Origin of the sequence: Actinacidiphila paucisporea, from assembly GCF_900142575.1 — a bacterium.
GTDB lineage: Bacteria > Actinomycetota > Actinomycetes > Streptomycetales > Streptomycetaceae > Actinacidiphila > Actinacidiphila paucisporea.
On the sequence record NZ_FRBI01000040.1, the window covers coordinates 28,716 to 50,513 of the forward strand.

Annotated in this window: 21 protein-coding genes; 19 read left to right on the top strand and 2 right to left on the bottom strand. The window is 72.6% G+C overall.

Annotation, left to right across the window (positions count from 1 at the left end; translation table 11 throughout):
• Positions 1-196 precede the first annotated feature (196 nt).
• From BUE44_RS33390 to BUE44_RS33425, 8 genes are all read left to right on the top strand, one after another.
• On the top strand, positions 197-1,306 hold the full coding sequence (locus BUE44_RS33390) for a quinone-dependent dihydroorotate dehydrogenase (RefSeq protein ID WP_073502777.1): 1,110 nt from the start codon (positions 197-199) through the stop codon (positions 1,304-1,306).
• Positions 1,303-2,151: an orotidine-5'-phosphate decarboxylase gene (gene pyrF, locus BUE44_RS33395; protein WP_073502778.1), complete on the top strand. Its 849-nt coding sequence runs from the start codon at positions 1,303-1,305 to the stop codon at positions 2,149-2,151. The genes BUE44_RS33390 and pyrF overlap by 4 nt, the downstream gene beginning before the upstream one ends.
• A gap of 323 nt (positions 2,152-2,474) precedes the next feature.
• Positions 2,475-2,798: an integration host factor gene (locus BUE44_RS33400; RefSeq protein WP_073502779.1), complete on the top strand. Its 324-nt coding sequence runs from the start codon at positions 2,475-2,477 to the stop codon at positions 2,796-2,798.
• A gap of 37 nt (positions 2,799-2,835) precedes the next feature.
• Positions 2,836-3,459 (top strand): guanylate kinase, encoded by a 624-nt coding sequence (gmk, locus tag BUE44_RS33405; protein WP_073502780.1) that lies wholly within the window; start codon positions 2,836-2,838, stop codon positions 3,457-3,459.
• 69 nt (positions 3,460-3,528) lie between these two features.
• Complete coding sequence (gene rpoZ, locus BUE44_RS33410; protein WP_073502781.1) at positions 3,529-3,801, top strand: DNA-directed RNA polymerase subunit omega; 273 nt, start codon at positions 3,529-3,531, stop codon at positions 3,799-3,801.
• Positions 3,802-3,897: 96 nt separating this feature from the next.
• Positions 3,898-5,166 (top strand): bifunctional phosphopantothenoylcysteine decarboxylase/phosphopantothenate--cysteine ligase CoaBC, encoded by a 1,269-nt coding sequence (gene coaBC / locus BUE44_RS33415; RefSeq protein WP_073502782.1) that lies wholly within the window; start codon positions 3,898-3,900, stop codon positions 5,164-5,166.
• A 212-nt stretch (positions 5,167-5,378) separates the two neighbouring features.
• Positions 5,379-6,602 (top strand): methionine adenosyltransferase, encoded by a 1,224-nt coding sequence (gene metK / locus BUE44_RS33420; protein WP_073502783.1) that lies wholly within the window; start codon positions 5,379-5,381, stop codon positions 6,600-6,602.
• A 184-nt stretch (positions 6,603-6,786) separates the two neighbouring features.
• Positions 6,787-8,844: a primosomal protein N' gene (locus tag BUE44_RS33425; protein WP_073502784.1), complete on the top strand. Its 2,058-nt coding sequence runs from the start codon at positions 6,787-6,789 to the stop codon at positions 8,842-8,844.
• Between the two features lie 365 nt (positions 8,845-9,209).
• On the opposite strand, the gene BUE44_RS33430 is transcribed toward BUE44_RS33425, so the two are convergent.
• A complete protein-coding gene (locus tag BUE44_RS33430) occupies positions 9,210-9,662 on the bottom strand; it encodes a hypothetical protein (RefSeq protein WP_073502785.1) in 453 nt (150 codons plus the stop codon).
• 161 nt (positions 9,663-9,823) lie between these two features.
• On the opposite strand from BUE44_RS33430, the gene def reads away from it, so the two are divergent.
• The 7 genes from def to BUE44_RS33465 all read left to right on the top strand — a co-directional run bounded on the left by def (position 9,824) and on the right by BUE44_RS33465 (position 16,959).
• Positions 9,824-10,369 (top strand): peptide deformylase, encoded by a 546-nt coding sequence (gene def, locus BUE44_RS33435; protein ID WP_073502786.1) that lies wholly within the window; start codon positions 9,824-9,826, stop codon positions 10,367-10,369.
• A gap of 31 nt (positions 10,370-10,400) precedes the next feature.
• Entirely contained in the window at positions 10,401-11,333 is a 933-nt protein-coding gene (gene fmt, locus BUE44_RS33440) for a methionyl-tRNA formyltransferase (protein ID WP_073502787.1), read from the top strand.
• A gap of 81 nt (positions 11,334-11,414) precedes the next feature.
• Positions 11,415-12,857, top strand: a complete 1,443-nt coding sequence (locus tag BUE44_RS33445) for an RsmB/NOP family class I SAM-dependent RNA methyltransferase (protein ID WP_407640088.1) — start codon at positions 11,415-11,417, stop codon at positions 12,855-12,857.
• Positions 12,858-12,932: 75 nt separating this feature from the next.
• Positions 12,933-13,598: a ribulose-phosphate 3-epimerase gene (gene rpe, locus BUE44_RS33450; RefSeq protein WP_073502789.1), complete on the top strand. Its 666-nt coding sequence runs from the start codon at positions 12,933-12,935 to the stop codon at positions 13,596-13,598.
• Positions 13,599-13,713: 115 nt separating this feature from the next.
• Entirely contained in the window at positions 13,714-14,700 is a 987-nt protein-coding gene (locus BUE44_RS33455; protein WP_200804603.1) for a sugar-binding transcriptional regulator, read from the top strand.
• A 65-nt stretch (positions 14,701-14,765) separates the two neighbouring features.
• Entirely contained in the window at positions 14,766-15,065 is a 300-nt protein-coding gene (locus tag BUE44_RS33460; RefSeq protein ID WP_073502791.1) for a barstar family protein, read from the top strand.
• 253 nt (positions 15,066-15,318) lie between these two features.
• Positions 15,319-16,959: a SpoIIE family protein phosphatase gene (locus tag BUE44_RS33465; RefSeq protein WP_079190313.1), complete on the top strand. Its 1,641-nt coding sequence runs from the start codon at positions 15,319-15,321 to the stop codon at positions 16,957-16,959.
• 90 nt (positions 16,960-17,049) lie between these two features.
• Here the strand turns inward: BUE44_RS33465 and BUE44_RS33470 are convergent, their stop codons facing one another.
• Positions 17,050-17,829, bottom strand: coding sequence for an SDR family oxidoreductase (locus tag BUE44_RS33470; protein WP_073502793.1), 780 nt, complete (start codon positions 17,827-17,829; stop codon positions 17,050-17,052).
• Positions 17,830-17,907: 78 nt separating this feature from the next.
• Here BUE44_RS33470 and BUE44_RS33475 point away from each other — a divergent pair, with 78 nt between their 5' ends.
• The 4 genes from BUE44_RS33475 to BUE44_RS33490 all read left to right on the top strand — a co-directional run.
• The gene (locus tag BUE44_RS33475) at positions 17,908-18,492 is read left to right on the top strand and encodes a TetR/AcrR family transcriptional regulator (RefSeq protein WP_073502794.1); all 585 of its coding nucleotides are present in this window, start codon (positions 17,908-17,910) and stop codon (positions 18,490-18,492) included.
• Positions 18,493-18,849: 357 nt separating this feature from the next.
• Positions 18,850-19,455, top strand: coding sequence for an alpha/beta fold hydrolase (locus tag BUE44_RS33480; RefSeq protein ID WP_073502795.1), 606 nt, complete (start codon positions 18,850-18,852; stop codon positions 19,453-19,455).
• 199 nt (positions 19,456-19,654) lie between these two features.
• Entirely contained in the window at positions 19,655-21,400 is a 1,746-nt protein-coding gene (locus BUE44_RS33485; protein WP_322940988.1) for an MOSC and FAD-binding oxidoreductase domain-containing protein, read from the top strand.
• A gap of 190 nt (positions 21,401-21,590) precedes the next feature.
• A partial coding sequence (locus BUE44_RS33490) for a MarR family winged helix-turn-helix transcriptional regulator (RefSeq protein ID WP_143172635.1) occupies positions 21,591-21,798 on the top strand: 208 nt, incomplete at its 3' end.

Here is a 21,798-nt window from a genome sequence, read left to right on the forward strand (position 1 = left end):
TGGGCGCCCCCCAGGGGCGCGGGGAACTGCGCGCTCAGCCGGCCACCGGCCGGTGGTCCGGATCGGGCCGAACACCTCCTTCGGACCGGTGGCGACCCGCGCCCCGGTGCTGGGTTGCTCGCCCAGTCCCCCGCGCCCCTAGGGGGTACGGCACCCCCTTGCGGAAGGGGCACCGCACAACGAGACAAGGCGAGGCATGTACCACCTGTTCTTTCGGCTGGTCTTCCGGCGGATGGACGCCGAGAAGGCGCATCACCTGGCGTTCAGGTGGATCCGCGCCGTCGCGCGGATCCCTGGACTGCGGGCACTCGTGCGTGCCGTGCTGGCCCCGCGCAGGCCCGGCCTGCGCACGGTGGCGTTCGGGCGCGAGATGCCGGGCCCGTTCGGCCTGGCGGCCGGCTTCGACAAGAACGCCGTCGCGATCGACGGCATGGCGATGCTCGGGTTCGACCACGTCGAGATCGGCACCGTGACCGCGCGGCAGCAGTCGGGCAACCCGACCCCGCGGCTGTTCCGGCTGGTGGGGGATCGGGCGCTGATCAACCGGATGGGCTTCAACAACGACGGCTCCGCCGCGGTCGCCGCCCGGCTCGCCGCGCGGCGCACCGTCTTCCCGACGACCGTGGGCGTCAACATCGGCAAGACGAAGGTCGTCCCCGAGGGTGAGGCCGTACAGGACTACGTCACCTCCGCCGAGCGGCTGGCGCGCCATGCCGACTACCTGGTCGTGAACGTGTCGTCGCCGAACACCCCGGGCCTGCGCGATCTGCAGGCCACCGAGGCGCTGCGGCCGCTGCTCGCGGCCGTACGCGAGGCCGCCGACCACTGCGCCGACGGCCGTCGCGTGCCGCTGCTGGTGAAGATCGCGCCCGACCTCGCCGACGCGGACGTGGACGCGGTCGCCGACCTCGCCGTGGAGCTGGGGCTCGACGGCATCATCGCCACGAACACCACGATCGCCCGCGAAGGCCTCGGCCTCACCTCGGACCCGGCGGTGGTCGCGCAGGGCGGCGGGCTGTCGGGGGCGCCGCTGGCGGACCGCTCGCTGGAGGTGCTGCGGCGGCTGTACGCCCGGGTCGGCGACCGGATCACCCTGGTCGGCGTCGGCGGTGTCACGACCGCCGAGGACGCCTGGCAACGCATCCTCGCCGGTGCCACCCTGGTCCAGGGATACAGCGCCTTCATCTACCAGGGACCGCTGTGGATGCGGGCGGTCCACAAGGGCCTGGCGGCCCGGCTGGCCGCGAGCCCCTACGCCACCCTCGCCGACGCGGTCGGCGCCGACACCAGGAAGGTCACCCCGTGACGACCGAGCGGCAGGAAGACTTCGGCGCGCGGCTGCGCCGCGCCATTGACACCCGCGGACAGCTGTGCGTCGGCATCGACCCGCACGCCTCGCTGCTGGCCGACTGGGGTCTGGGCGACGGTGTCGGGGGCCTGGAGCGCTTCACCATGACCGTGGTGGAGGCGCTGGGGGAGCAGGTCGCGGTCCTCAAACCGCAGTCCGCGTTCTTCGAGCGCTTCGGCTCGCGCGGTGTCGCCGTCCTGGAGCGGGCGGTGGCGGCCGCACGGCAGGCGGGCGCGCTGGTGCTGATGGACGCCAAGCGCGGCGACATCGGCTCGACCATGGCCGCGTACGCCGCCACGTACCTGGACAAGGACTCTCCGCTGTTCAGCGACGCGCTCACCGTCAGCCCCTACCTCGGCTTCGGCTCGCTGCGGCCGGCGCTGGACGCGGCGCGGATCTCCGGTTCCGGCGTCTTCGTGCTCGCGCTGACCTCGAACCCGGAGGGCGCGCAGGTCCAGCGGGCGACGGCGGCGGACGGCCGGACGGTCGCGCAGCTGGTGCTGGACGACATCAGGGCGGAGAACGCCGGCGCGGCCCCGTTGGGCTCGGTCGGCGCGGTGGTCGGCGCGACGCTGGGCGAGGCGGGCGTGGACCTGGCGGTCAACGGCCCGCTGCTGGCCCCCGGCGTCGGCGCCCAGGGCGCGACGCCCGCGGACCTGCCCGGGGTCTTCGGCGCGGCGCTGGGCGACGTCCTGCCGAGTGTGAGCCGCGGCGTGCTCAGGCACGGTCCCGACGCGGCCGCGCTGCGTGCCGCGGCGCTGCGCTATGCCGACGAGGTGCGCGCGGCCGTCGAAGGGGCCTGAAGACGATCTCCGCAAGGCCCGAAGGGCGGGGCAATAGTGCGGTAATACCCTCCGGTAATACGGTCGAATATCGAACCGAAAAAGGGCCGCTTTCAACCACCTGCGGCATTGGGCTCGCGACCTGTTCCGCTATGTCCCAAATATCCCCTCGGATCAAGGCTGACCAGGACTTTTCGACTGTTCTCGCTGACTTGAGCCGTCCGGACCGCTAGTCTCCGACAGGAGCGCGCAGTTCACCCGCGCGGCTCTTCATCCCGCAGGTGCGGGGTGAGTGTGTTTCACACGGTCCATATCCGATGCTCTACATCCGAGGTGACGTAGGCGTGGCTCTTCCGCCCCTTACCCCTGAACAGCGCGCTGCCGCGCTCGAAAAGGCCGCCGCGGCTCGCCGGGAGCGCGCCGAGGTCAAGAACCGGCTCAAGCACTCCGGCGCCTCCCTTCACGAGGTCATCAAGCAAGGCCAGGAGAACGACGTCATCGGCAAGATGAAGGTCTCCGCCCTGCTCGAATCCCTCCCCGGTGTCGGGAAAGTGCGCGCCAAGCAGATCATGGAACGGCTCGGCATCTCCGAGAGCCGCCGAGTGCGCGGTCTTGGCTCGAACCAGATCGCGTCCCTGGAGCGCGAGTTCGGCGGTACCCCCGCCTGAGGTCCCGGTACCTCCGGGAACCAGGGATAATCGCTCCATGAGCTATGCAGTCTCCCGGGGGGCAACGCGCCCCCTCGCTTCGCAGGGGGTCGCCCCGACCCCCCCGGTCAGACGTCCGCGGCTGACCGTGCTCTCCGGCCCCTCAGGGGTCGGCAAGAGCACGGTCGTCGCACATCTGCGCACGGTGCATCCCGAGGTCTGGCTCTCGGTGTCGGCGACCACCCGCAAACCGCGCCCCGGCGAACAGCACGGTGTGCAGTATTTCTTCGTCGACGACGACGAGTTCGACAAACTCGTCGCGAACGGCGAACTCCTGGAGTGGGCCGAATTCGCCGGTCACCGCTACGGCACACCCCGCCGGGCGGTGCTCGACAAGCTCGGCGCGGGCGAGCCGGTGCTGCTGGAGATCGACCTCCAGGGCGCCCGGCTCGTGCGCGAGTCGATGCCCGACGCCCACCTGGTCTTCCTCGCCCCGCCCAGCTGGGACGAGCTGGTCCGCCGGCTCACCGGGCGCGGTACCGAGTCGCCCGAGGTGATCGAGCGCCGGCTGGCCGCCGCCCGCGTCGAACTGGCCGCCGAGTCCGAGTTCGACCGGACCCTTGTCAACACCTCCGTCGAGGATGTAGCACGTGAGCTGCTAGCCTTGATGGAGATTGTCTGAACGGTCTATGTGTTCGTCCCCGCCGGCCTTCGCCGGCAGGCACCATCAATCAGTAGGGGTAGGTAGCGCGTGTCCTCTTCCATCAGCACGCCCGAGGGCATCATCAACCCGCCGATCGACGAGCTGCTCGAAGCCACCGACTCCAAGTACAGCCTGGTGATCTACGCGGCCAAGCGCGCCCGCCAGATCAACGCGTATTACTCCCAGCTCGGCGAAGGCCTGCTGGAGTACGTCGGTCCCCTGGTGGACACCCACGTCCACGAGAAGCCGCTCTCGATCGCGCTGCGCGAGATCAACGCGGGTCTGCTGACCTCGGAGGCCGTGGACGCCCCCGCGCACTGAGCGCTCGTACGACATTGCACAGGCCCGGCGGCGCGACCGCCGGGCCTGTGGTGTGTCATGGGACGAGCGGTTCCTTCGACACCGGCGGGAGAGACGATGACGCGCGAGGCCGACGACGGGCGCAGGGCGGACGGCAGGCCACGGGTGGTGCTCGGGGTGAGCGGCGGCATCGCCGCCTACAAGGCCTGCGAGCTGCTGCGCCGGCTCAGCGAGTCCGGGCACGACGTCACGGTGGTGCCGACCGCTTCCGCCCTGCACTTCGTCGGCGAGGCCACCTGGTCCGCGCTGTCCGGCAACCCCGTCTCCACCCGGGTCTGGGACGGCGTCCACGAGGTGCCGCACGTGAGGATCGGCCAGCACGCGGACCTGGTGGTGGTCGCCCCCGCCACCGCGGACCTGCTCGCCAGGGCCGCCCACGGCCTGGCCGACGACCTGCTCACCAACACCCTGCTCACCGCCCGCTGCCCGGTCGTCTTCGCGCCCGCCATGCACACCGAGATGTGGGAGCACCCCGCCACCCGGGAGAACGTCGCGACCCTGCGCCGCCGCGGCGCCGTGGTGATCGAGCCCGCGGTCGGCCGGCTCACCGGCGTCGACACCGGCAAGGGCAGGCTGCCCGACCCCGCCGAGATCTACGAGGTCTGCCGCCAGGTGATGGCCCGCGGCACCCTGCCGCGCGACCTGGCCGGACGCCATGTGGTGATCAGCGCCGGCGGCACCAGGGAGCCGCTGGACCCGGTGCGCTTCCTCGGCAACCGCTCCTCGGGCAAGCAGGGCTACGCGCTGGCCCGTACCGCGGTCGCCCGCGGCGCCCGGGTGACGCTCGTCGCCGCCAACGCCGCGCTGCCCGACCCGGCGGGCGCCGAGGTCGTGACGGTCGGCACCGCGGCGCAGCTGCGCGAGGCCGTGCTCAAGGCCGCGGGTGACGCCGACGTGGTCGTGATGGCCGCCGCCGTCGCCGATTTCCGGCCGGCCGCCTACGCCACCGCCAAGATCAAGAAGAAGGACGGCGAGGAGCCCGCGCCGATCGCGCTGACCCGCAACGCCGACATCCTCGCCGAGCTGTCCACCGGCCGGCCGCGTGCGGGGCAGCTGGTCGTCGGCTTCGCCGCCGAGACCGACGACGTCCTCGCCAACGGCCGCGCCAAGCTCGCCCGCAAGGGCTGCGACCTGCTGGTCGTCAACGAGGTGGGGGAGCAGCGGGCCTTCGGCAGCGAGGACAACGAGGCGGTGGTCCTCGGCGCCGACGGCAGCCGGACCGCGGTGCCCTTCGGCCCCAAGGAAGCCCTCGCCGACACGGTCTGGGACCTGGTCGCCGCCAGGCTGCCGACGGGTACCGAACGGAATTCCTCCGACCGGGTGTAGTAAAGCGGGCAATTCACTCGATATGGTGTCGGTACGGGACTGATCGTCGTACCGTCGGAGGCGGCGACGCGAGTGCCGGCATATCCAAAGAACGAGATGCCGTGCCCGTACGAGCGGCGCGACCGATAAACTGGCGGCGGAGTGCCGGGCGCAGCCCTGTGCGCACTCCGCCAAAGATCTAGCCAGCAGCCGCTGCAACCCCAGGGAGCGATGTGTCCCGCCGCCTCTTCACCTCGGAGTCCGTCACCGAGGGCCACCCAGACAAGATCGCTGACCAGATCAGTGACACGATCCTCGACGCACTCCTGACGGCCGACCCGGCATCCCGGGTCGCCGTGGAGACGATGATCACAACCGGCCAGGTGCATATCGCGGGCGAGGTGACGACGACCGCCTACGCGGACATCGCCACCCTGGTACGCAACAAGATCCTCGACATCGGGTACGACTCGTCCAAGAAGGGCTTCGACGGCGCCTCCTGCGGCGTCTCGGTGTCCATCGGCGCGCAGTCCCCCGACATCGCGCAGGGCGTCGACACCGCGTACGAGAAGCGGGTCGAGGGCGCCGCGGGCGACAGCGCCGGCGACGACCTGGACAAGCAGGGCGCCGGCGACCAGGGCCTGATGTTCGGCTACGCGTCCGACGAGACGCCCGAGCTGATGCCGCTGCCGATCACCCTGGCGCACCGGCTCTCCAGGCGCCTCACCGAGGTCCGCAAGAACGGCACCATCCCGTACCTGCGCCCCGACGGCAAGACCCAGGTCACCATCGAGTACGACGGCGACAAGGCCGTCCGCCTCGACACCGTCGTGGTCTCCTCGCAGCACGCCTCCGACATCGATCTGGAGTCGCTGCTCGCCCCCGACATCCGCGAGTTCGTGGTCGAGGTCGAGCTGAAGGCCCTCCTGGACGACGGCATCAAGCTCGACACCGAGGGCTACAAGCTGCTGGTCAACCCGACCGGGCGGTTCGAGATCGGCGGCCCGATGGGTGACGCGGGCCTCACCGGGCGGAAGATCATCATCGACACCTACGGCGGCATGGCCCGCCACGGCGGCGGTGCCTTCTCCGGCAAGGACCCGTCCAAGGTCGACCGCTCCGCCGCCTACGCGATGCGCTGGGTCGCGAAGAACGTGGTGGCGGCCGGCCTCGCCGCCCGCTGCGAGGTCCAGGTCGCCTACGCCATCGGCAAGGCCGAGCCCGTGGGCCTCTTCGTGGAGACCTTCGGCACCGAGAGTGTCGACGTCGAGAAGATCGAGCAGGCCATCTCCCAGGTCTTCGACCTGCGCCCGGCCGCGATCATCCGCGACCTCGACCTCCTGCGGCCGATCTACGGCCAGACGGCGGCCTACGGCCACTTCGGCCGCGAGCTTCCCGACTTCACCTGGGAGCGCAAGGACCGCGTCGACGCGCTTCGCTCGGCCGCGGGCCTGTAGGGACGTAGGACCGCCCCTCGCGGCGGGCACGTCGCCTGCCGCACCGTCGTGACCGATCGCGCGAATCCCCGCGCCCTGACGGCTCGCCCTCCGCACGGAGGGGGAGCGTTCGCCAGGGGCGCGGGGATCGTGCGTTCCGCCGCGGGCGGAGAGCCGTGTCCGACCCCTCTGGGAGAATCGGACGGTGACCGACGAAGAACCCCCTGCGGCCGAGCAGCTCGCTCTGATCCGCGCCACCGCGCGAAAAGCCAAGCCGCGGACCTGGCGCGGAGCGCAGCTGGCCGAGGGCCTGCCGGTGGCCCGCGTCCTGGTGGACAAGGGGCTGCTGCACCTGGACCAGTTCTTCGACTACGCCGTGCCGGCCGCGATGGACGCCGACGCCCGGCCCGGCGTGCGCGTGCGGGTGCGGTTCGGCGCCCGGGTCGTCAAGGGGCGCCGGGAGGGCGGCACCCTCCACGACGGCTTCGTCGTCGAGCGCCGGGCCGACAGCGACTACGCCGGGCCGCTGGCCCCGCTGGCCCAGGTGCTGTCCGACGAGGTCGTGCTCACCCCTTCGCTGCTCGCCCTGTGCCGGCAGGTCGCCGACCGCTACGCCGGCGCGCTCGCCGACGTCGTCCAGCTCGCCGTACCCCCGCGGATGGCTCGCGCCGAGCGGGACCCCTCACCCGAGCCGCTGCCCGCCCCGGCACCGCCGGAGCCCGGCAGCTGGGCGCGCTACGCCACCGGCCCCGCCTACCTGCAGGCCCTCGCCCGGGGCGACATCCCCCGGGCGGTCTGGCTCGCCCTGCCCGGCCCGCACTGGCCCGCCGAGCTGGCCCGCGCCATCGCCGCCACGCTCGCCTCGGGGCGCGGCGCCCTGGCCGTACTGCCCGACGGGCGCTCCGTCGCCCGCGCCGACGCCGCACTCACCGAGCTGCTCGGCGCCGGCCACCACGTGATGCTCACCGCCGACGCGGGACCCGAGGAGCGCTACCGCCGCTGGCTCGCGGTCAGCCGGGGAGCGGTCCGCGCCGTCGTCGGCACCCGGGCCGCGATGTTCGCACCCGTCGCCGACCTCGGCCTCGTCGCCCTGTGGGACGACGGCGACTCCAGCCACGCCGAACCCCACGCACCACAGCCGCACGCCAGGGACGTCCTGCTGCTGCGGGCCGCGGAAGAGCGCACGGCCTTCCTGCTCGGCGGCCTCACCAGCACCGTCGAGGGCGCGCAGCTCGTCGACAGCGGGTGGGCGCTGCCGCTCGCCGCCACCCGCGACGAGGTGCGCGCCGCCGCGCCGCTGATCCGTACCGTCGGCGACGCCGACCAGGCCCGCGACGCCGCCGCCCGCGCCGCCCGGCTGCCCTCGCTGGCCTGGCAGGTCACCCGCGACGCCCTCGCCATCGGCCCGGTCCTCGTCCAGGTGCCCAGACGCGGCTACGTCCCCAAGCTCGCCTGCGACTCCTGCCGTACAGCCGCCAGATGCGCGGCCTGCGCGGGTCCGCTGGAGCTGCGCGAACAGGGCGGCACGCCCTCCTGCGGCTGGTGCGGGCGGCCCGCGGCCGACTGGCACTGCCAGGAGTGCGGAGGGTTCCGGCTGCGGGCCCAGGTGGTCGGGGCGCGGCGCACCGCGGAGGAGCTGGGCCGCGCCTTCCCCCGGGTGCCGGTGCGCACCTCAGGACGCGACACCGTCCTCGCCTCGGTCGGCGCCGCGCCCGCGCTCGTCATCGCCACGCCCGGCGCCGAGCCCGTCGCCGACGGCGCCGGTTACGCCGCCGCTCTGCTGCTCGACGGCTGGGCCCTGCTGAACCGGCCCGACCTGCGGGCCGGGGAGGAGGCGCTGCGGCGCTGGGCGGCGGCGGCGGCGCTCGTGCGGCCTGCGGGGGAAGGCGGCACCGTGCTGGTGCTCGCCGAGCCGACACTGCGGCCCGTGCAGGCGCTCGTACGGTGGGATCCGGCCGGGCACGCCGTGCGGGAGCTGGCCGAGCGGGCGGAGCTGCGGTTCCCGCCGGTGTCGCGGATGGCGTCGGTGAGCGGTCCTGCCGGTGCGGTGGCCGAGCTGCTGGCGCTCGTGCGGTTGCCGCCGGGGACGGACCAGCTCGGGCCGGTGCCTGCGCCGGGTGGGGGGGAGCGGCTGCTGCTGCGGGTGCCGCCGGGGAATGGGGCGGCTCTTGCCGTTGCCCTCAAGGTGGGGCAGGTGGCTCGGGCTGCGCGGGGGGGTGGCGAGCCGGTGTCCGTCCGGTTGGACCCGACGGACATCGGGTAGTCCGTTTGCTCCGGGCCTGTCCGGGGTGTTTTTGCCCGCCCGCCCACCCGTGCGGGTGGTTGGTCGGGTGCGGGTGCGGGTGCGGGTGCGGGTGCCGGTGGTGGGTGGGCCGGTGCCGCTTCGGGGGTATCTCCTCGGACTGCGCACCTCGGCTCTTTCCGAACGTTCCAGCGGGTTTTGGTGCGCAGTCCTGCGGGGACACCCCCGAACCGTCCCCTTCCCACCGCCGGCGTCCGCACCTCCGTGGGGGGTGAGGGAGGCCGTTCGGGGGCACCGCTCATCGCTCCCGCGCCGCCAGGCGCGGGCAAACCCCGCACGGGCGTGCACTCGCCGACGGTGGCGCGGGTCGGCGTGGAGTCGGGTGTTCAGCCGTTGCGGGGGCTGGGGAGGAGGGGGTCCGACGGCATGGAGCGGGCCGCCGGCACGGTGGGGAGGGGCTGCTCCTCCCCCGAGGAGGAGGGGGGCGCGGCAGGCCGGCGGCCCCCGTAGCGGCGGTGGACCGCCTGCTTGGTCACGCCGAGGGCGGAGCCCACCGCGTCCCAGGAGAAGCCGAGTGAGCGGTCGAACTCGACCGCGGCGGTGACCAGGGTCTCCACACTGTCCCGGAGCTCCTGCGCGAGCCGCACCGTGGGGGCGGGTGCGCGGCCGTAGACCACGAAGCCGGCCGTGGGGCCGCTGCGCCGCGGCCGGTAGACGTTGCCCAGCTGGGCGGTGAGGGTCCGCAGCGCATCCACCTGCCGGCGGACCCTTTCGATGTCCCGCACCAGCAGGTGCAGACTTGCCCGCGCCTGGGCGTCAGGGGTTGCGTGGTCGGGCATCAACAGGCCTCTCCAACCGACGGGTACATGGGTCAAACTCTCTTGACCAACGCGCCACCGGCCCTCGGAGTCACGCTCCTGGGGCGTGCGGCCGGTGTGCACCCCCTGACGCGGGCCGAACTAGAATCGGCATTCGTCCCCGTCCGGCAGGAGAAGCGCCCGTGACCGTCAAGCCCATCCGCCTGTTCGGCGACCCGGTGCTGCGCGCGACGGCGCAGCCGGTGACGACGTTCGACGCGGAATTGCGCACCCTGGTCAAGGACTTGACCGAGACGATGCAGGCCGCACCGGGTGCGGGGCTGGCCGCGCCGCAACTGGGGGTGTCGCTGCGGGTGTTCACGTATTTCGTGGACGGCGAGCTGGGGCACCTGATCAACCCGGACCTCACGTTGACCGAGGAGGAGCAGGACGGCCCCGAGGGCTGCCTGTCGCTGCCGGGGCTGACGTACGACTGCCGGCGGGCGTTCGGCGTGGTCGCCCGGGGGGTCGACATGTGGGGTGAGCCGGTCGTCGTGGAGGGTACGCAGCGGCTCGCCCGCTGCATCCAGCACGAGACCGACCACCTGGACGGCATCATCTTCGTCGACCGGCTCGACCCCGAGCAGCGGGCGGCGGCGATGCTGGCGATCCGCGAGGCCGAGTGGGCGGGGGAGCCCGCGCCGCAGGTCAGGATCTCCCCGCACGGCACGTCGGGCCGTGCTCTGTGACACCGTCGAACCGAGAGGCACACCCCGCACGATGAAGCTCGTCTTCGCCGGCACCCCCGAGGTCGCCGTTCCCGCGCTCGACGCCCTGATCGCCTCCGGGCGGCACGAGGTGGCCGCCGTCGTGACCCGGCCGGACGCGACGGCGGGCCGCGGGCGCAAGCTCGTCGCCAGTCCCGTCGCCGAGCGGGCGGCCGCCGCCGGGATCGAGGTGCTCAAGCCCGCCAGGCCGCGGGACGAGGACTTCCTCGACCGGCTGCGGGAGATCGCCCCCGACTGCTGCCCGGTCGTCGCGTACGGCGCGCTGCTGCCGAAGGTCGCGCTGGACGTGCCCGCGCGCGGGTGGGTCAACCTGCATTTCTCGCTGCTGCCGGCCTGGCGCGGTGCCGCGCCCGTGCAGCACTCGGTGATGGCCGGCGACGAGGTCACCGGGGCGTCGACCTTCCTGATCGAGCAGGGGCTCGACTCGGGGCCGGTCTACGGGGTCGTGACGGAGGAGATCCGCGGCACCGACACCAGCGGTGACCTGCTGGGGCGGCTCGCGGTCAGCGGGGCCGGGCTGCTGGTCGCGACGATGGACGGCATCGAGGACGGCCGGCTGTCGGCCAGGCCGCAGCCCACCGAGGGGGTCACCCTCGCGCCCAAGATCACCGTCGAGGACGCCGCGGTCGACTGGTCGGCCCCCGCGCTGCGGGTCGACCGGCTGGTCAGGGGCTGCACCCCGGCCCCCGGTGCCTGGACCCTCGTCGGCGGTGAGCGGCTCAAGCTGGGCCCGGTCACTCTGGTGCCGGAGCGTACGGATCTGGGGCCGGGGGAGCTGGCGGTCGGCAAGAACGCCGTGCACGTCGGCACCGGGAGCCACGCGGTGCTGCTGGGCGAGGTCCAGCCGCAGGGCAAGAAGCGGATGCCCGCCGCCGACTGGTCGCGCGGCACCCACCTGCCCGCCGGTACGGTCCTGGGCCGTTGAGCCCGGCGTCGCCCGCTGCCCGGTGACGCGGGCCGCGGGACGTAGGCTGGCGGGGAGTCGAGGACGAGGATGCGGAGCACATTGAACGCGAAAGACCAGCAGCGCCGCCCGCAGGGCACACCGTACCGGCGGCCGCAGCGGGACCCGGTGCGCGTGCTCGCGTTCGAGGCGCTGCGGGCCGTCGACGAGCGGGACGCGTACGCGAACCTCGTGCTGCCGGGGCTGCTGCGGGCCGCGGAGCGCGAGGCGGCGGGCAAGGGCCGGGAATTCGACCGGCGGGACGCGGCGCTCGCCACCGAGCTGGTCTACGGCACGCTGCGGCACCAGGGGACGTACGACGCGGTGCTCGCCGCGTGCGTGGACCGGCCGCTGCGCGAGGTCGACCCGCCGGTGCTGGACGTGCTGGCGCTGGGCGCGCACCAGCTGCTCGCGACCCGTATCCCGCCGCACGCGGCGGTATCCGCGACCGTCGACCTGGCACGGGTGGTGCTCGGGGAGGGCCGGGCCCGCTTCGTCAACGCCGTGCTGCGCCGGGTCGCCGCGCAGGACCTGGCCGGCTGGCTGGAGCAGGTCGCGCCGCCGTACGAGGAGGACGCCGAGCGGCACCTCGCCGTCGTGCACTCGCACCCGCGGTGGGTCGTCTCCGCGCTGTGGGACGCGCTCGGCGGCGGGCGGGCCGGCATCGAGGACCTGCTGGCGGCCGACAACGAGCGGCCCGAGGTCACGCTGGTGGCCAGGCCCGGCCGCGCCACCGCCGCGGAGGTCGCCGCGTCGCTGCCGGAGGGCACCACCGAGCCGGGCCGCTGGTCGCCGTACGCCGTGCGCCTCGCCGAGGGCGGCGACCCCGCCGCGGTCGAGGCGGTGAAGGAAGGCCGGGCGGGCGTCCAGGACGAGGGCAGCCAGCTGGTCGCCGCCGCGCTGGCCGCCGTGCCCGTCGAGGGCCGCGACGAGCGGTGGCTCGACGGGTGCGCCGGGCCCGGCGGCAAGGCCGCGCTGCTGGCCGGCCTCGCGGCCGGGCGCGGCGCCACGCTGGTCGCCGCGGAGAAGCAGCCGCACCGGGCGCGTCTGGTGGCCCGCTCGCTCGCCGGCAATCCCGGGCCCTACCAGGTCGTCGTGGCCGACGGTACGCACCCGGCCTGGACGCCAGGGTCCTTCGACCGGGTCCTCGTGGACGTGCCCTGCACCGGGCTCGGCGCCCTGCGCCGCCGGCCCGAGGCGCGGTGGCGCCGCCGGGAGGAGGACGTCAAGGGTTTTGGGCCCCTGCAGCGCGGGCTGCTCACCGAGGCGGTGCGCGCGGTGCGCGTGGGCGGCGTCGTCGGGTACGCCACCTGCTCGCCGCACCCGGCCGAGACCCGTGCGGTCGTCGACGACGTCCTCGCCCAGCACCTGGGCGTCGAGCTGCTGGACGCCCGCCCCTTCTTCCCCGGTGTCCCCGCCCTTGGGCCCGGCCCCGACGTCCAGCTCTGGCCCCATCTGCACGGCACGGACGCCATGTATCTGGCCCTCCTGCGCCGCACCGCCTGACGCCGGCCGGGCAGCACGCCGGCGGGGCCGGGAGCGGGTTTTCCCCGGGGGCGGCGGATCTGGTTTGCTGGGCTCATGAGCGTGCAGATCAGCCCCAGCATCCTGTCCGCGGACTTCGCCCGGCTCGCCGAGGAGGCGCGGGCCGTCGAGGGCGCCGACTGGCTCCATGTCGACGTCATGGACAACCACTTCGTGCCCAACCTGACGCTGGGCCTGCCGGTGGTGGAGTCGCTGCGCAAGGCGACGGACACGCCGCTCGACTGCCATCTGATGATCGAGAACGCCGACCGCTGGGCGCCGGCCTACGTCGAGGCGGGCGCGTCGTCGGTGACCTTCCACGCCGAGGCGGCCGCCGCCCCGGTGCGGGTCGCCAGGGAGATCCGCGCCAAGGGCGCCCGCGCCTCGATGGCGCTCAGGCCGGCGACGGCGATCGAGCCGTACGAGGACCTGCTGCCGGAACTGGACATGCTGCTCATCATGACGATCGAGCCGGGCTTCGGCGGCCAGGCGTTCCTGGACATCATGCTGCCCAAGATCCGCCGCACCCGGGCGCTGATCGACAAGCACGGCCTGGACCTGTGGCTGCAGGTGGACGGCGGGGTCTCCAGCGAGACGATCGAGCGCTGCGCGGAGGCGGGCGCCGACAACTTCGTCGCGGGCACCGCGGTCTACGGCGCCGAGGACCCGGCGGCGGCGGTCCGGGCGCTGCGCGAGCAGGCCGCCGCGGTCCACCGGCACTGACCGCTCAGTCAGGCTACGCGCCCGTAACCCCCGGCGTCTGCGAGGATGACCGCGGAGCCGAACAGCTGGGCAACTGGGGAGAACCGACGTGAGCACAGGTCGCACGCACGTGCGCATGGGCCCCGGAGAGATGGTCCAGGCAGCGGCGATGGCACGTCGCTTCTACCTGGAGGGCAAGTCCAAGATCCAGATCGCGGAGGAGTTCGGGGTCAGCCGTTTCAAGGTGGCCCGGGTGCTGGAGACGGCGCTGGAGCGCGAACTGGTCAGGATCGAGATCCGGGTCCCCGCGGAGCTGGACGCCGAGCGCTCCGACGCCCTGCGCGCGCACTACGGTCTGCGGCACGCGGTCGTCGTGCAGACCCCGGCTGACCAGGCCGACGCCCCCGACCCGGAGAATCTTGGCGGGGTCGCCGCCGGCCTGCTCGGCGAGCTGGTCAGCGACGGCGACGTGCTGGGCCTTGCATGGGGCCGCTCCATCATCACCATGGCCAACGCCCTGGACCGGCTCGCCCCCTGCACGGTCGTCCAGCTCACCGGCGTCTACGACGTCGGCACCGCGGAGCGCGGCTCGGTGGAGGCGGTGCGCACCGCGGCCGCCGTCTCCGGCGGTGAGGCCCACCCGCTGTACGCCCCGATGGTGCTCGCCGACCCGGCGACCGCGGCGGCGCTGCGCGCCCAGAGCGGTATCGCGGCGGCGATGGGCTACTACGACAAGGTGACCGTCGCGGTGGTGTCGGTCGGCTCGTGGGAGCCGGGCGTCTCCACCGTCCACGACGCGCTCACCGACGCCGAGCGCGAGCACTACGCGGGGCTCGGGGTGGCCGCCGAGATGTCCTCGCACCTGTTCGACTCGCAGGGCCGCAGGGTCGGCCGCGACCTGGGCGAGCGGTGCATCACCATCGACGCGGACCGGCTGCGCCGCATCCCCGAGGTGCTGGCCATCGCCGGCGGTACGCGCAAGGCCGCCGCGATCGACGCGGTGCTGCGCTCCGGGCTGGTTACCAGCCTGGTCACCGACACCGCGGCCGCCGAGCAGTTGCTGCGCTCCACCGCGGCCGCCCGCCGTCCCGCGCTGGACCGCGCCGACCCCGACGGGTCCTGAGAGCGCTCCGCGAGCCCCGGCCGCGCTGCCGCGCCGCCGGTGACCTGCTGTGGCAGCATCGGCCCATGCTCGTGCTCGACCTGACCGGCGTCGGCGACCGGCAGGCGTTCATGGATCGGTGCACCGCCGACCTGGGCCTGCCGGAGTGGTTCGGCCGCAACTGGGACGCCCTCGCCGACTGTCTCACCGACCTGTCGTGGTGGCCGGTGGAGTCCGGCGGGCGCCGCCATCTGTACGTCAGGGGGTGGCGCGAATACGCGGCGACCCTGCCGCGCGAGTGGCGGATCGTGAAGGACGTCCTGCGGGACGCCGAGCTGTTCTGGCGCGGCACCGACACCGAGCTGGAGGTCGTGCTGGAGGAGTGACCGGGGGAGTGCGGGTCCGCTGACGCGGTGGCGCGAAGGGCCGGCCGGTTCGTACGCTGCTAGCGAGGGTGCCAGGCGGCTGAGGGTCTGGGCTGATCATGACTTCGAGTCGTACTGCTGTTCGTGGCGGAACGTGGGAGACTCGTCCCGGCAAATCTCTGGAGCGCTGGAGGAGGCGCGGAAGGTCGTGTCCGACTTCGAGGCTGACAACGCGCCTGCGTCCGGTTCGACCCGTCCGGCGGGTCTTCCCGACATGCTGGACGCAGCGGTATGCCTGGTGGACGAACGTGGGACGTTCACCCAGGTCAACACGCATGCGGAGCGTCTCCTGGGCAGAGGCGCGACCGAACTCCTCGGCCAGGACGCCCACGAGCTGCTGCACCGCGACCGGTACGGCCAGCCGCTGGCCAGGGCCCAGTGCGGGATGCTCGAGGCGTTCCTGGCCCGGCGCACGCAGATCGGCGGTGGCTGGTTCGAGCGGGGTGACGGGTCGCTGGTCAAGCTTTCCTGGCTCGTGGCACCGTACGCCTCCGCGGGCGGGCATGCCGGAACGGTGGTCGTCTTCACCGACCCGGACCGCGGGTCGGGCCGAGCCGATCTGCCGGGTGCGCCCGGCTCGGTTCTGCCGGAGCTGGAGCGGTTGGCGCTGCTGGCCGAGACCACCACGCAGCTGACGTCGACGCTCGACAGCGACGAGGCTCTGCGCCGCCTGGTTCGCCTGGTGGTTCCCCGGATCGCGGACTGGGCGGTGATCGACCTGATCACCGAGGCCGACGAGGTGGAGCGCGCCATCGTCGTGCACTACGAGGAGGGCGCGCTCGTCGCCCGGGAGGATCTGCAGGGGCCGATGCCACCGGTGCCTGAGGAGTCTCCGATGCCCCTGTCGCGGGCGCTGCGCGGCGCGGCCTCCACGCTGGTGACACCGCAGACCTATCAGGGGGCACCGGACTCCGGTATAGCCATCGAGCAGAAACGGCTGTTCGAAGCGACCGGCATGGTGTCGGCGGCGATCGCGCCGATACGGGGACTGCGGGATGTGCTCGGTGCGTTGACCCTGGGCCGGTCGGCGGACCGTGAGCCGCTGACCGGGGCGGAGCTGTCGTTGCTGGGGGACATCACCCGCCGCACCGGGCTGGCCCTGGACAACGCCCGGCTCTACCAGCGCCAGCGCAAGGTCGCCGAGACCATGCAGCGCCACCTGCTGCCGCAGCTGCCCTCGGTGCCGGGGCTGCAGATGGCCGCGCGGTACCTGCCCGCGCCGGACGACTCGCAGGTCGGCGGCGACTGGTACGACGCGTTCACCGTGGCCAACGATACGACCGCGCTGGTCATCGGAGACGTGGTCGGCCACGACCTGGACGCCGCCGCGGGGATGGCGCAGGTGCGCAGCATGCTCCGCGCTTACGCGTGGACGCACCACGAGCCGCCCAGCGCCATCGTGCACCGGCTGGACGGCTCGATGGCCCACCTCACGGGTGTATCGATGGCCACGCTGGTCTTCGGCAGCCTGGCCCAGACCGCTGACAGCGCGTGGCAACTCACCTGGACGAACGCCGGCCACCCGCCGCCGCTGCTGGTCACCCACGACGGGCAGGCCCACTACCTCACCGACGGACACGGCCTGCTCCTGAGCACCGGCCTGGCGGCCGCCCGCACCGACGCCACCCTTCTGCTGCCGCCCCGCTCGACCCTGGTCCTCTACACCGACGGCCTGGTCGAAAGCCGGGATCGCCCCATCGACGACGGCCTGGAACAACTCCGCAAGCACGCGGCATCCCTGGCCCACCGCCCACTGGCCGCCTTCACCGACCTGCTGCTGGAACGCACCCGCCCCGCCGGCACGAGGAACGACGACGACATCGCCATCCTCACCGTGCGCACGCCGGACAACTGAGGGAGACGTGCTGAAGCCGCCTTGGCCGAGCGCGCCCAGCAGACAGTAGCCGGGCGTTGCGGCCGTACGAGAGGCTGACCGAACCGGGAGCTAGACGACGGGGAGTTCACCGCCGTCGACTGTCAGGCTTACTCCGGTGACCCACTGAGCCCGGTCCGAGGCGAGATAGGCGACGGCCTCGGCGATGTCGCGCGGGTCTCCGGGACGCCCCAGGGGGACGCCTGCTGTGGTGGCGGCAAGCGGGACGTCCATCGCGTCGGCGAAGTCCTGGCGGATCGCGTCGGCGCCCGGGGTGAGCACATTGCCGGGGATGATCGTGGTGACGCGGATTCCGGCAGGCGCGAGCTCGGAGGCGAGCGCTTTGCTGTAGGCGTTGAGGGCGGCCTTGGCGGCACCGTAGTGAGCCAGTGGCGGCGCCGGCGTGAGGGCCGCTCCCGACGAGATGTTGACGATGACGCCGCCCGGCCCGGCCTCGCGCAGCGCCGGCAGCAGCGCGTTGTTGACCCTCACGGCGGACAGGTAGTTGAGGTCGAGTGCGTCGAGCCATTCCTCGTCGGGGATGGACGAGATGCCCCCGATGTGGGCGCGTGCCGCCGCCGCGTTGTTGACCACGATGTCGACGCCGCCGAGTTCGTCGAGCGCTGCCGCGGTGAATGCCTGCACGCCCGCGAGCGTGCGGATGTCGCCGCGAATGAAGGTGGCGGCCTTCGGCGTCTCGTCGGTGGCGTTACGCGCCGTGGTGACGACGGTCGCGCCGCCGTCGAGCAGCCGCTGCACGATGGCCGCGCCGATCCCCCGACTGCCTCCCGTGACGATCGCGCGCTTTCCTGCGAACTCGGTGGCGTCGGGCGAAGTGCCGGTTCTGAACATACGGTCCACTATAGTGAGTTCTGGACCGAACGTCCAGAAGATTTGGACCGATGGTTCAGAACGGCATACAGTGGTGGCATGGGGCGACCACGGAAATTCAGCGAGCAAGACGTCCTGGCCACCGCGCGCCGGCAGTTCACTGAAACCGGCTACCACGGCACCTCGGTCGACGATCTCTCCCGCGCGACAGGACTCAGCAAGGGAAGCCTCTACGGCGCGTTCGGCGACAAGGAGGCCCTGTTCCGGCGAATATTCGAGGACTACTGCGCAGACTCCGAAGAGGGCGTCGCCGCCATGCTCGAAGGCCCGGAGGACCAGGCCCTCGACCGCCTCCGCAAATGGCTCACAGCGCCGGACGACCACACCGGTCAGCCTGGCTGCCTGCTGGCCAAGGCCACGGCCGAACTGGCGTCGGAGAACGACGCCATCGCGACCAGGTCACTCGCGGCGTACGAAACGCTGCTCGACAGCTGCCGCCGGCTTGTCGAGCAGGCGCAGCGCGCCGGGCACCTTGATCCGGCCGCCGACGCCGAGGCGCTCGGCGGACTGATCCTCACCACGCATCGCGGGCTGGAAGCGCTCGGCAAGGCAGGGGTCGACGCGAAGACCAGGAACCGGATCGCCGACGCCGCGATCGACAGCATCGCACACCGTGTCAGGTGACCATCGGAACCGCTGAGGACCTCCTGGTGGTGCCGGGGCTGCTGGAGGGTTGAACCGTGAGTACTGCGGGGGAGTGCCGGTGAATCCGGGGTTGCCGCCGCGATGGGAGACATCGGCCTCGTCTGTCGTGGAGGCGGAGGCGATGAAGAACCGGTTCACCTGCGTTGCCCTCGCTGCGGTCCGCGTCTAGCGTAGAGGCTGTGGCATTTGGCGGCGCCACCTGCCGCGGGCCATCAGGCGGCTCAGGGGAAAATGGCCCCGCCTCCGCGGCGCCCGCCTCAAGCCCGGTCGCATCGAACCGGGCTGTATGCGGGCGGATTGCACGCTGTTCCGCGCCCAGGGCGCCCGGAGGTCTATATGCTACCCACGCGACACAAGACCGCGACCGTGAACGGCCAGGAAGTCTTCTACCGCGAGGCCGGGCCCAGCGACGCACCCGTCGTGGTGCTGCTGCACGGATTCCCCAGCAGCTCGCATATGTTCCGCCACCTCGTCCCCGCGCTGGCGGACGACTGGGACGACCTGTTCGCCTACGCCACCGGCCCGAGCCGCGACACCGAGCCGGGCGCACGGGCCAAGTTCAGCCCCGGCACGACACGCTGGCAGTACGAGAACGGCGCGAGCGACACCAGCCTGGTCAGCCCCGACACCTGGACCCTCGACCAGCTCCTGCTGGAGCGGCCCGGCAATGACGAGGTCCAGCTCGCGCTCTTCCGCGACTATCCGACGAACATCGACGGATACCCGAAGCTGCAGGAATACTTCCGCACCAGCCAGGTGCCGCTGCTCGCGGTGTGGGGCGAGCGGGACGAGATCTTCGGGCCGGACGGCGCACGGGCCTTCTCCCGCGACCTGCCGGACGCCGAGGTCCATCTGCTGCCCGCCGGGCACTTCGCCCTGGAAACCCACCTGGACGCCATAAGCGGCTACATCCACGGTTTCCTCGGCCGCGTCCTCACCTAATGCGCGGCGGCGCGTGCCGCACCTTCCGCTGGATGTGATGTGCGCGTGACGGAGATGCGCATACGGATCACGCCACGGTTCAGCCGTCACGGCAGCCAGGGCCAGAACCTGATGCGACGTCCTTCCCAGCCGGAGCGGATCGGGAAGGCGCCGCAGGCAAGGAGGCATGATGGCTACGTTGACGGCAGTGAACGTGGGGATGCCGGTAGACGTTCCCTGGCACGGGAAGACCGTGCACACCGGCGTCTACAAGCAGACCGTCGCCGGGCCTCGGCTCGTCAGGCGGCTGAACATCGACGGCGATGGCCAGGGGGACCTGAGCGGGCACGGCGGTGAGCAGCGGGCCGTGCTGGCGTACCAGCTCGACTCGTACCGCTTCTGGGCGAACGAGCTGGGGCGCAACGACCTCGCGCCCGGACAGTTCGGCGAGAACTTCACCGTGGACGGGCTGCCCGACGACGAGGTCTGCATCGGGGACCGCTACCGCGTCGGCGGTGCCTTGTTCGAGGTCACCCAGCCCAGGGTGACCTGCTACCGGGTGGGTCTGCGCATGGGCGAGCCGCGGATGGCGGCACTGCTGGTGGCCCACCACCGCCCCGGCTTCTACCTCCGCGTGATCGAGGAGGGCGAGGTCGAGGCCGGGGAGGAGATCATCAAGGTCTCCACCGGCCCGGAGGCGATGACCGTCGAGGAGATCGACCGAGTGCTCTACCTGCCCGGGCACACCCGGGACCAGGTCGAACGGGCGCTTCGCATCCCGGCGCTCAGCCCCGGCTGGCAGGGCTCCATGAAGGCCCTTCTGGACCAGCCCGACGGCGAGGGCGGCGGTTCGTCGGGCAGCGCGGGGCTGAACACCGCGGCCACCGCACCGCCACCCGGCTGGCCGGGCTTCCGCCCCCTGACCGTCACGCGCGTCCAACAGGAGAGCCGCAGCGTGTTCTCCCTGAGCCTGGCCGCCGCGGACGGCTCCGCCCTCCCGGATGCGCTGCCGGGACAGTTCCTCACCGTCAAGGTCCAGCCCGAAGGCGATGTGCCACCTCTGATCCGCAGCTATTCACTGTCCGGCGAGCCGGGCACCGGCACGTACCGGATCAGTGTGAAGGTCGAGCCGCACGGCGCCGCCAGTAACGAGCTGCACGCGCACATCCGGGTCGGTGACCGCCTGGAGGCCGCCGCACCCCGCGGTACCTTCTGCCTGGCCGACGGCGACAACCCGGTGGTGCTGATGTCGGTCGGCGTCGGCGTGACCCCTGTTCTGGCCATGCTGCACACCCTCGCCCGCCACCACTCCAACCGCCAGGTGCGGTGGCTGCACGGAGCACGCGACGGCACCGAGCACCCCTTCGCCCAGGAGTGCCGCGACCTGATCGACGCCCTCCCCAACGCACAGTCGACCGTCTACTACAGCCGACCCACCGACGCGGACCGCCTGGGCGTCGACTACACCGAAGCAGGCCGCCTGTCGTCAGAGCCCGTCCGCCGGCTCGGCCTGCCGACCGACGCCGACGCCTACCTGTGCGGGCCGGCCGCCTTCATGGACAGCCTCACCGCCACTCTCGTGGAATGCGGTCTCGACGCCTCCCGCGTCCACACAGAGGCCTTCGGCGCGGGCGCCGCGATCACCCCCGGAATCAAGAGCACGACGACCACGGCCGCCCCCCACCAGCCCGCGGGCCCGCCCGGCACCGGGCCCGAGATCTCCTTCGCCCGCAGCGGCCTCAACGTCCCCTGGAACGACGACGCACAGGATTCCCTGCTCGAACTCGCCGAAGCCTGCGACGTACCCGTCCAGTGGTCCTGCCGCACCGGCGTCTGCCACACCTGCGAACTCGCCCTGATATCGGGCAGCGTCGACTACTCACCCGACCCCGTCGAACCCCCCGCCGACGGCAACATCCTCATCTGCTGCTCCAAACCTGCCGGAGACGTCGTCCTGGACCTGTGAGACGACGGCCCCGCTCTCGCAGGGACCAGCCCGTGGAGCCGGGCCAGTCGGCAATTTCCATAGATTCTAAATATAAAACTGTTATGCTTTGAGCATGAGTCGTCACGACACCGCTCCTGGCGCGTCCGCCGCCATCGGGGCAGCCCTCTACCGCCTGGCCACCAGGACCGCGAGACGCCTGCCCCGGGACATGAGCCTGACGTCCGCCGCGACCCTGGCCACCCTGGACCGGACCGGCCCGCGGCGCATCACCGATCTGGCCGCGGTCGAGGGCGTCACCCAGCCCGCGATGACGACCCTGGTCCGGGTGCTGGAAGAATCCGGCCTGGTCGAACGGCGGGGCGACGCGTCCGACAAGCGGGTCACACTGGTGTGCCTGACCCAGGCCGGCGCCTCCT

Excerpts from the sequence above, each read along its gene's own strand:
- BUE44_RS33390 (WP_073502777.1), top strand. The coding sequence starts at position 197 with ATGTACCACCTGTTCTTTCGGCTGGTCTTCCGGCGGATGGACGCCGAG.
- gmk (WP_073502780.1), top strand. The coding sequence starts at position 2,836 with ATGAGCTATGCAGTCTCCCGGGGGGCAACGCGCCCCCTCGCTTCGCAG.
- coaBC (WP_073502782.1), top strand. The coding sequence starts at position 3,898 with ATGACGCGCGAGGCCGACGACGGGCGCAGGGCGGACGGCAGGCCACGG.
- BUE44_RS33430 (WP_073502785.1), bottom strand. The coding sequence starts at position 9,662 with ATGCCCGACCACGCAACCCCTGACGCCCAGGCGCGGGCAAGTCTGCAC.
- fmt (WP_073502787.1), top strand. The coding sequence starts at position 10,401 with ATGAAGCTCGTCTTCGCCGGCACCCCCGAGGTCGCCGTTCCCGCGCTC.
- rpe (WP_073502789.1), top strand. The coding sequence starts at position 12,933 with ATGAGCGTGCAGATCAGCCCCAGCATCCTGTCCGCGGACTTCGCCCGG.
- BUE44_RS33455 (WP_200804603.1), top strand. The coding sequence starts at position 13,714 with ATGGGCCCCGGAGAGATGGTCCAGGCAGCGGCGATGGCACGTCGCTTC.
- BUE44_RS33460 (WP_073502791.1), top strand. The coding sequence starts at position 14,766 with ATGCTCGTGCTCGACCTGACCGGCGTCGGCGACCGGCAGGCGTTCATG.
- BUE44_RS33465 (WP_079190313.1), top strand. The coding sequence starts at position 15,319 with ATGCTGGACGCAGCGGTATGCCTGGTGGACGAACGTGGGACGTTCACC.
- BUE44_RS33470 (WP_073502793.1), bottom strand. The coding sequence starts at position 17,829 with ATGTTCAGAACCGGCACTTCGCCCGACGCCACCGAGTTCGCAGGAAAG.
- BUE44_RS33475 (WP_073502794.1), top strand. The coding sequence starts at position 17,908 with ATGGGGCGACCACGGAAATTCAGCGAGCAAGACGTCCTGGCCACCGCG.
- BUE44_RS33480 (WP_073502795.1), top strand. The coding sequence starts at position 18,850 with ATGCTACCCACGCGACACAAGACCGCGACCGTGAACGGCCAGGAAGTC.
- BUE44_RS33485 (WP_322940988.1), top strand. The coding sequence starts at position 19,655 with ATGCCGGTAGACGTTCCCTGGCACGGGAAGACCGTGCACACCGGCGTC.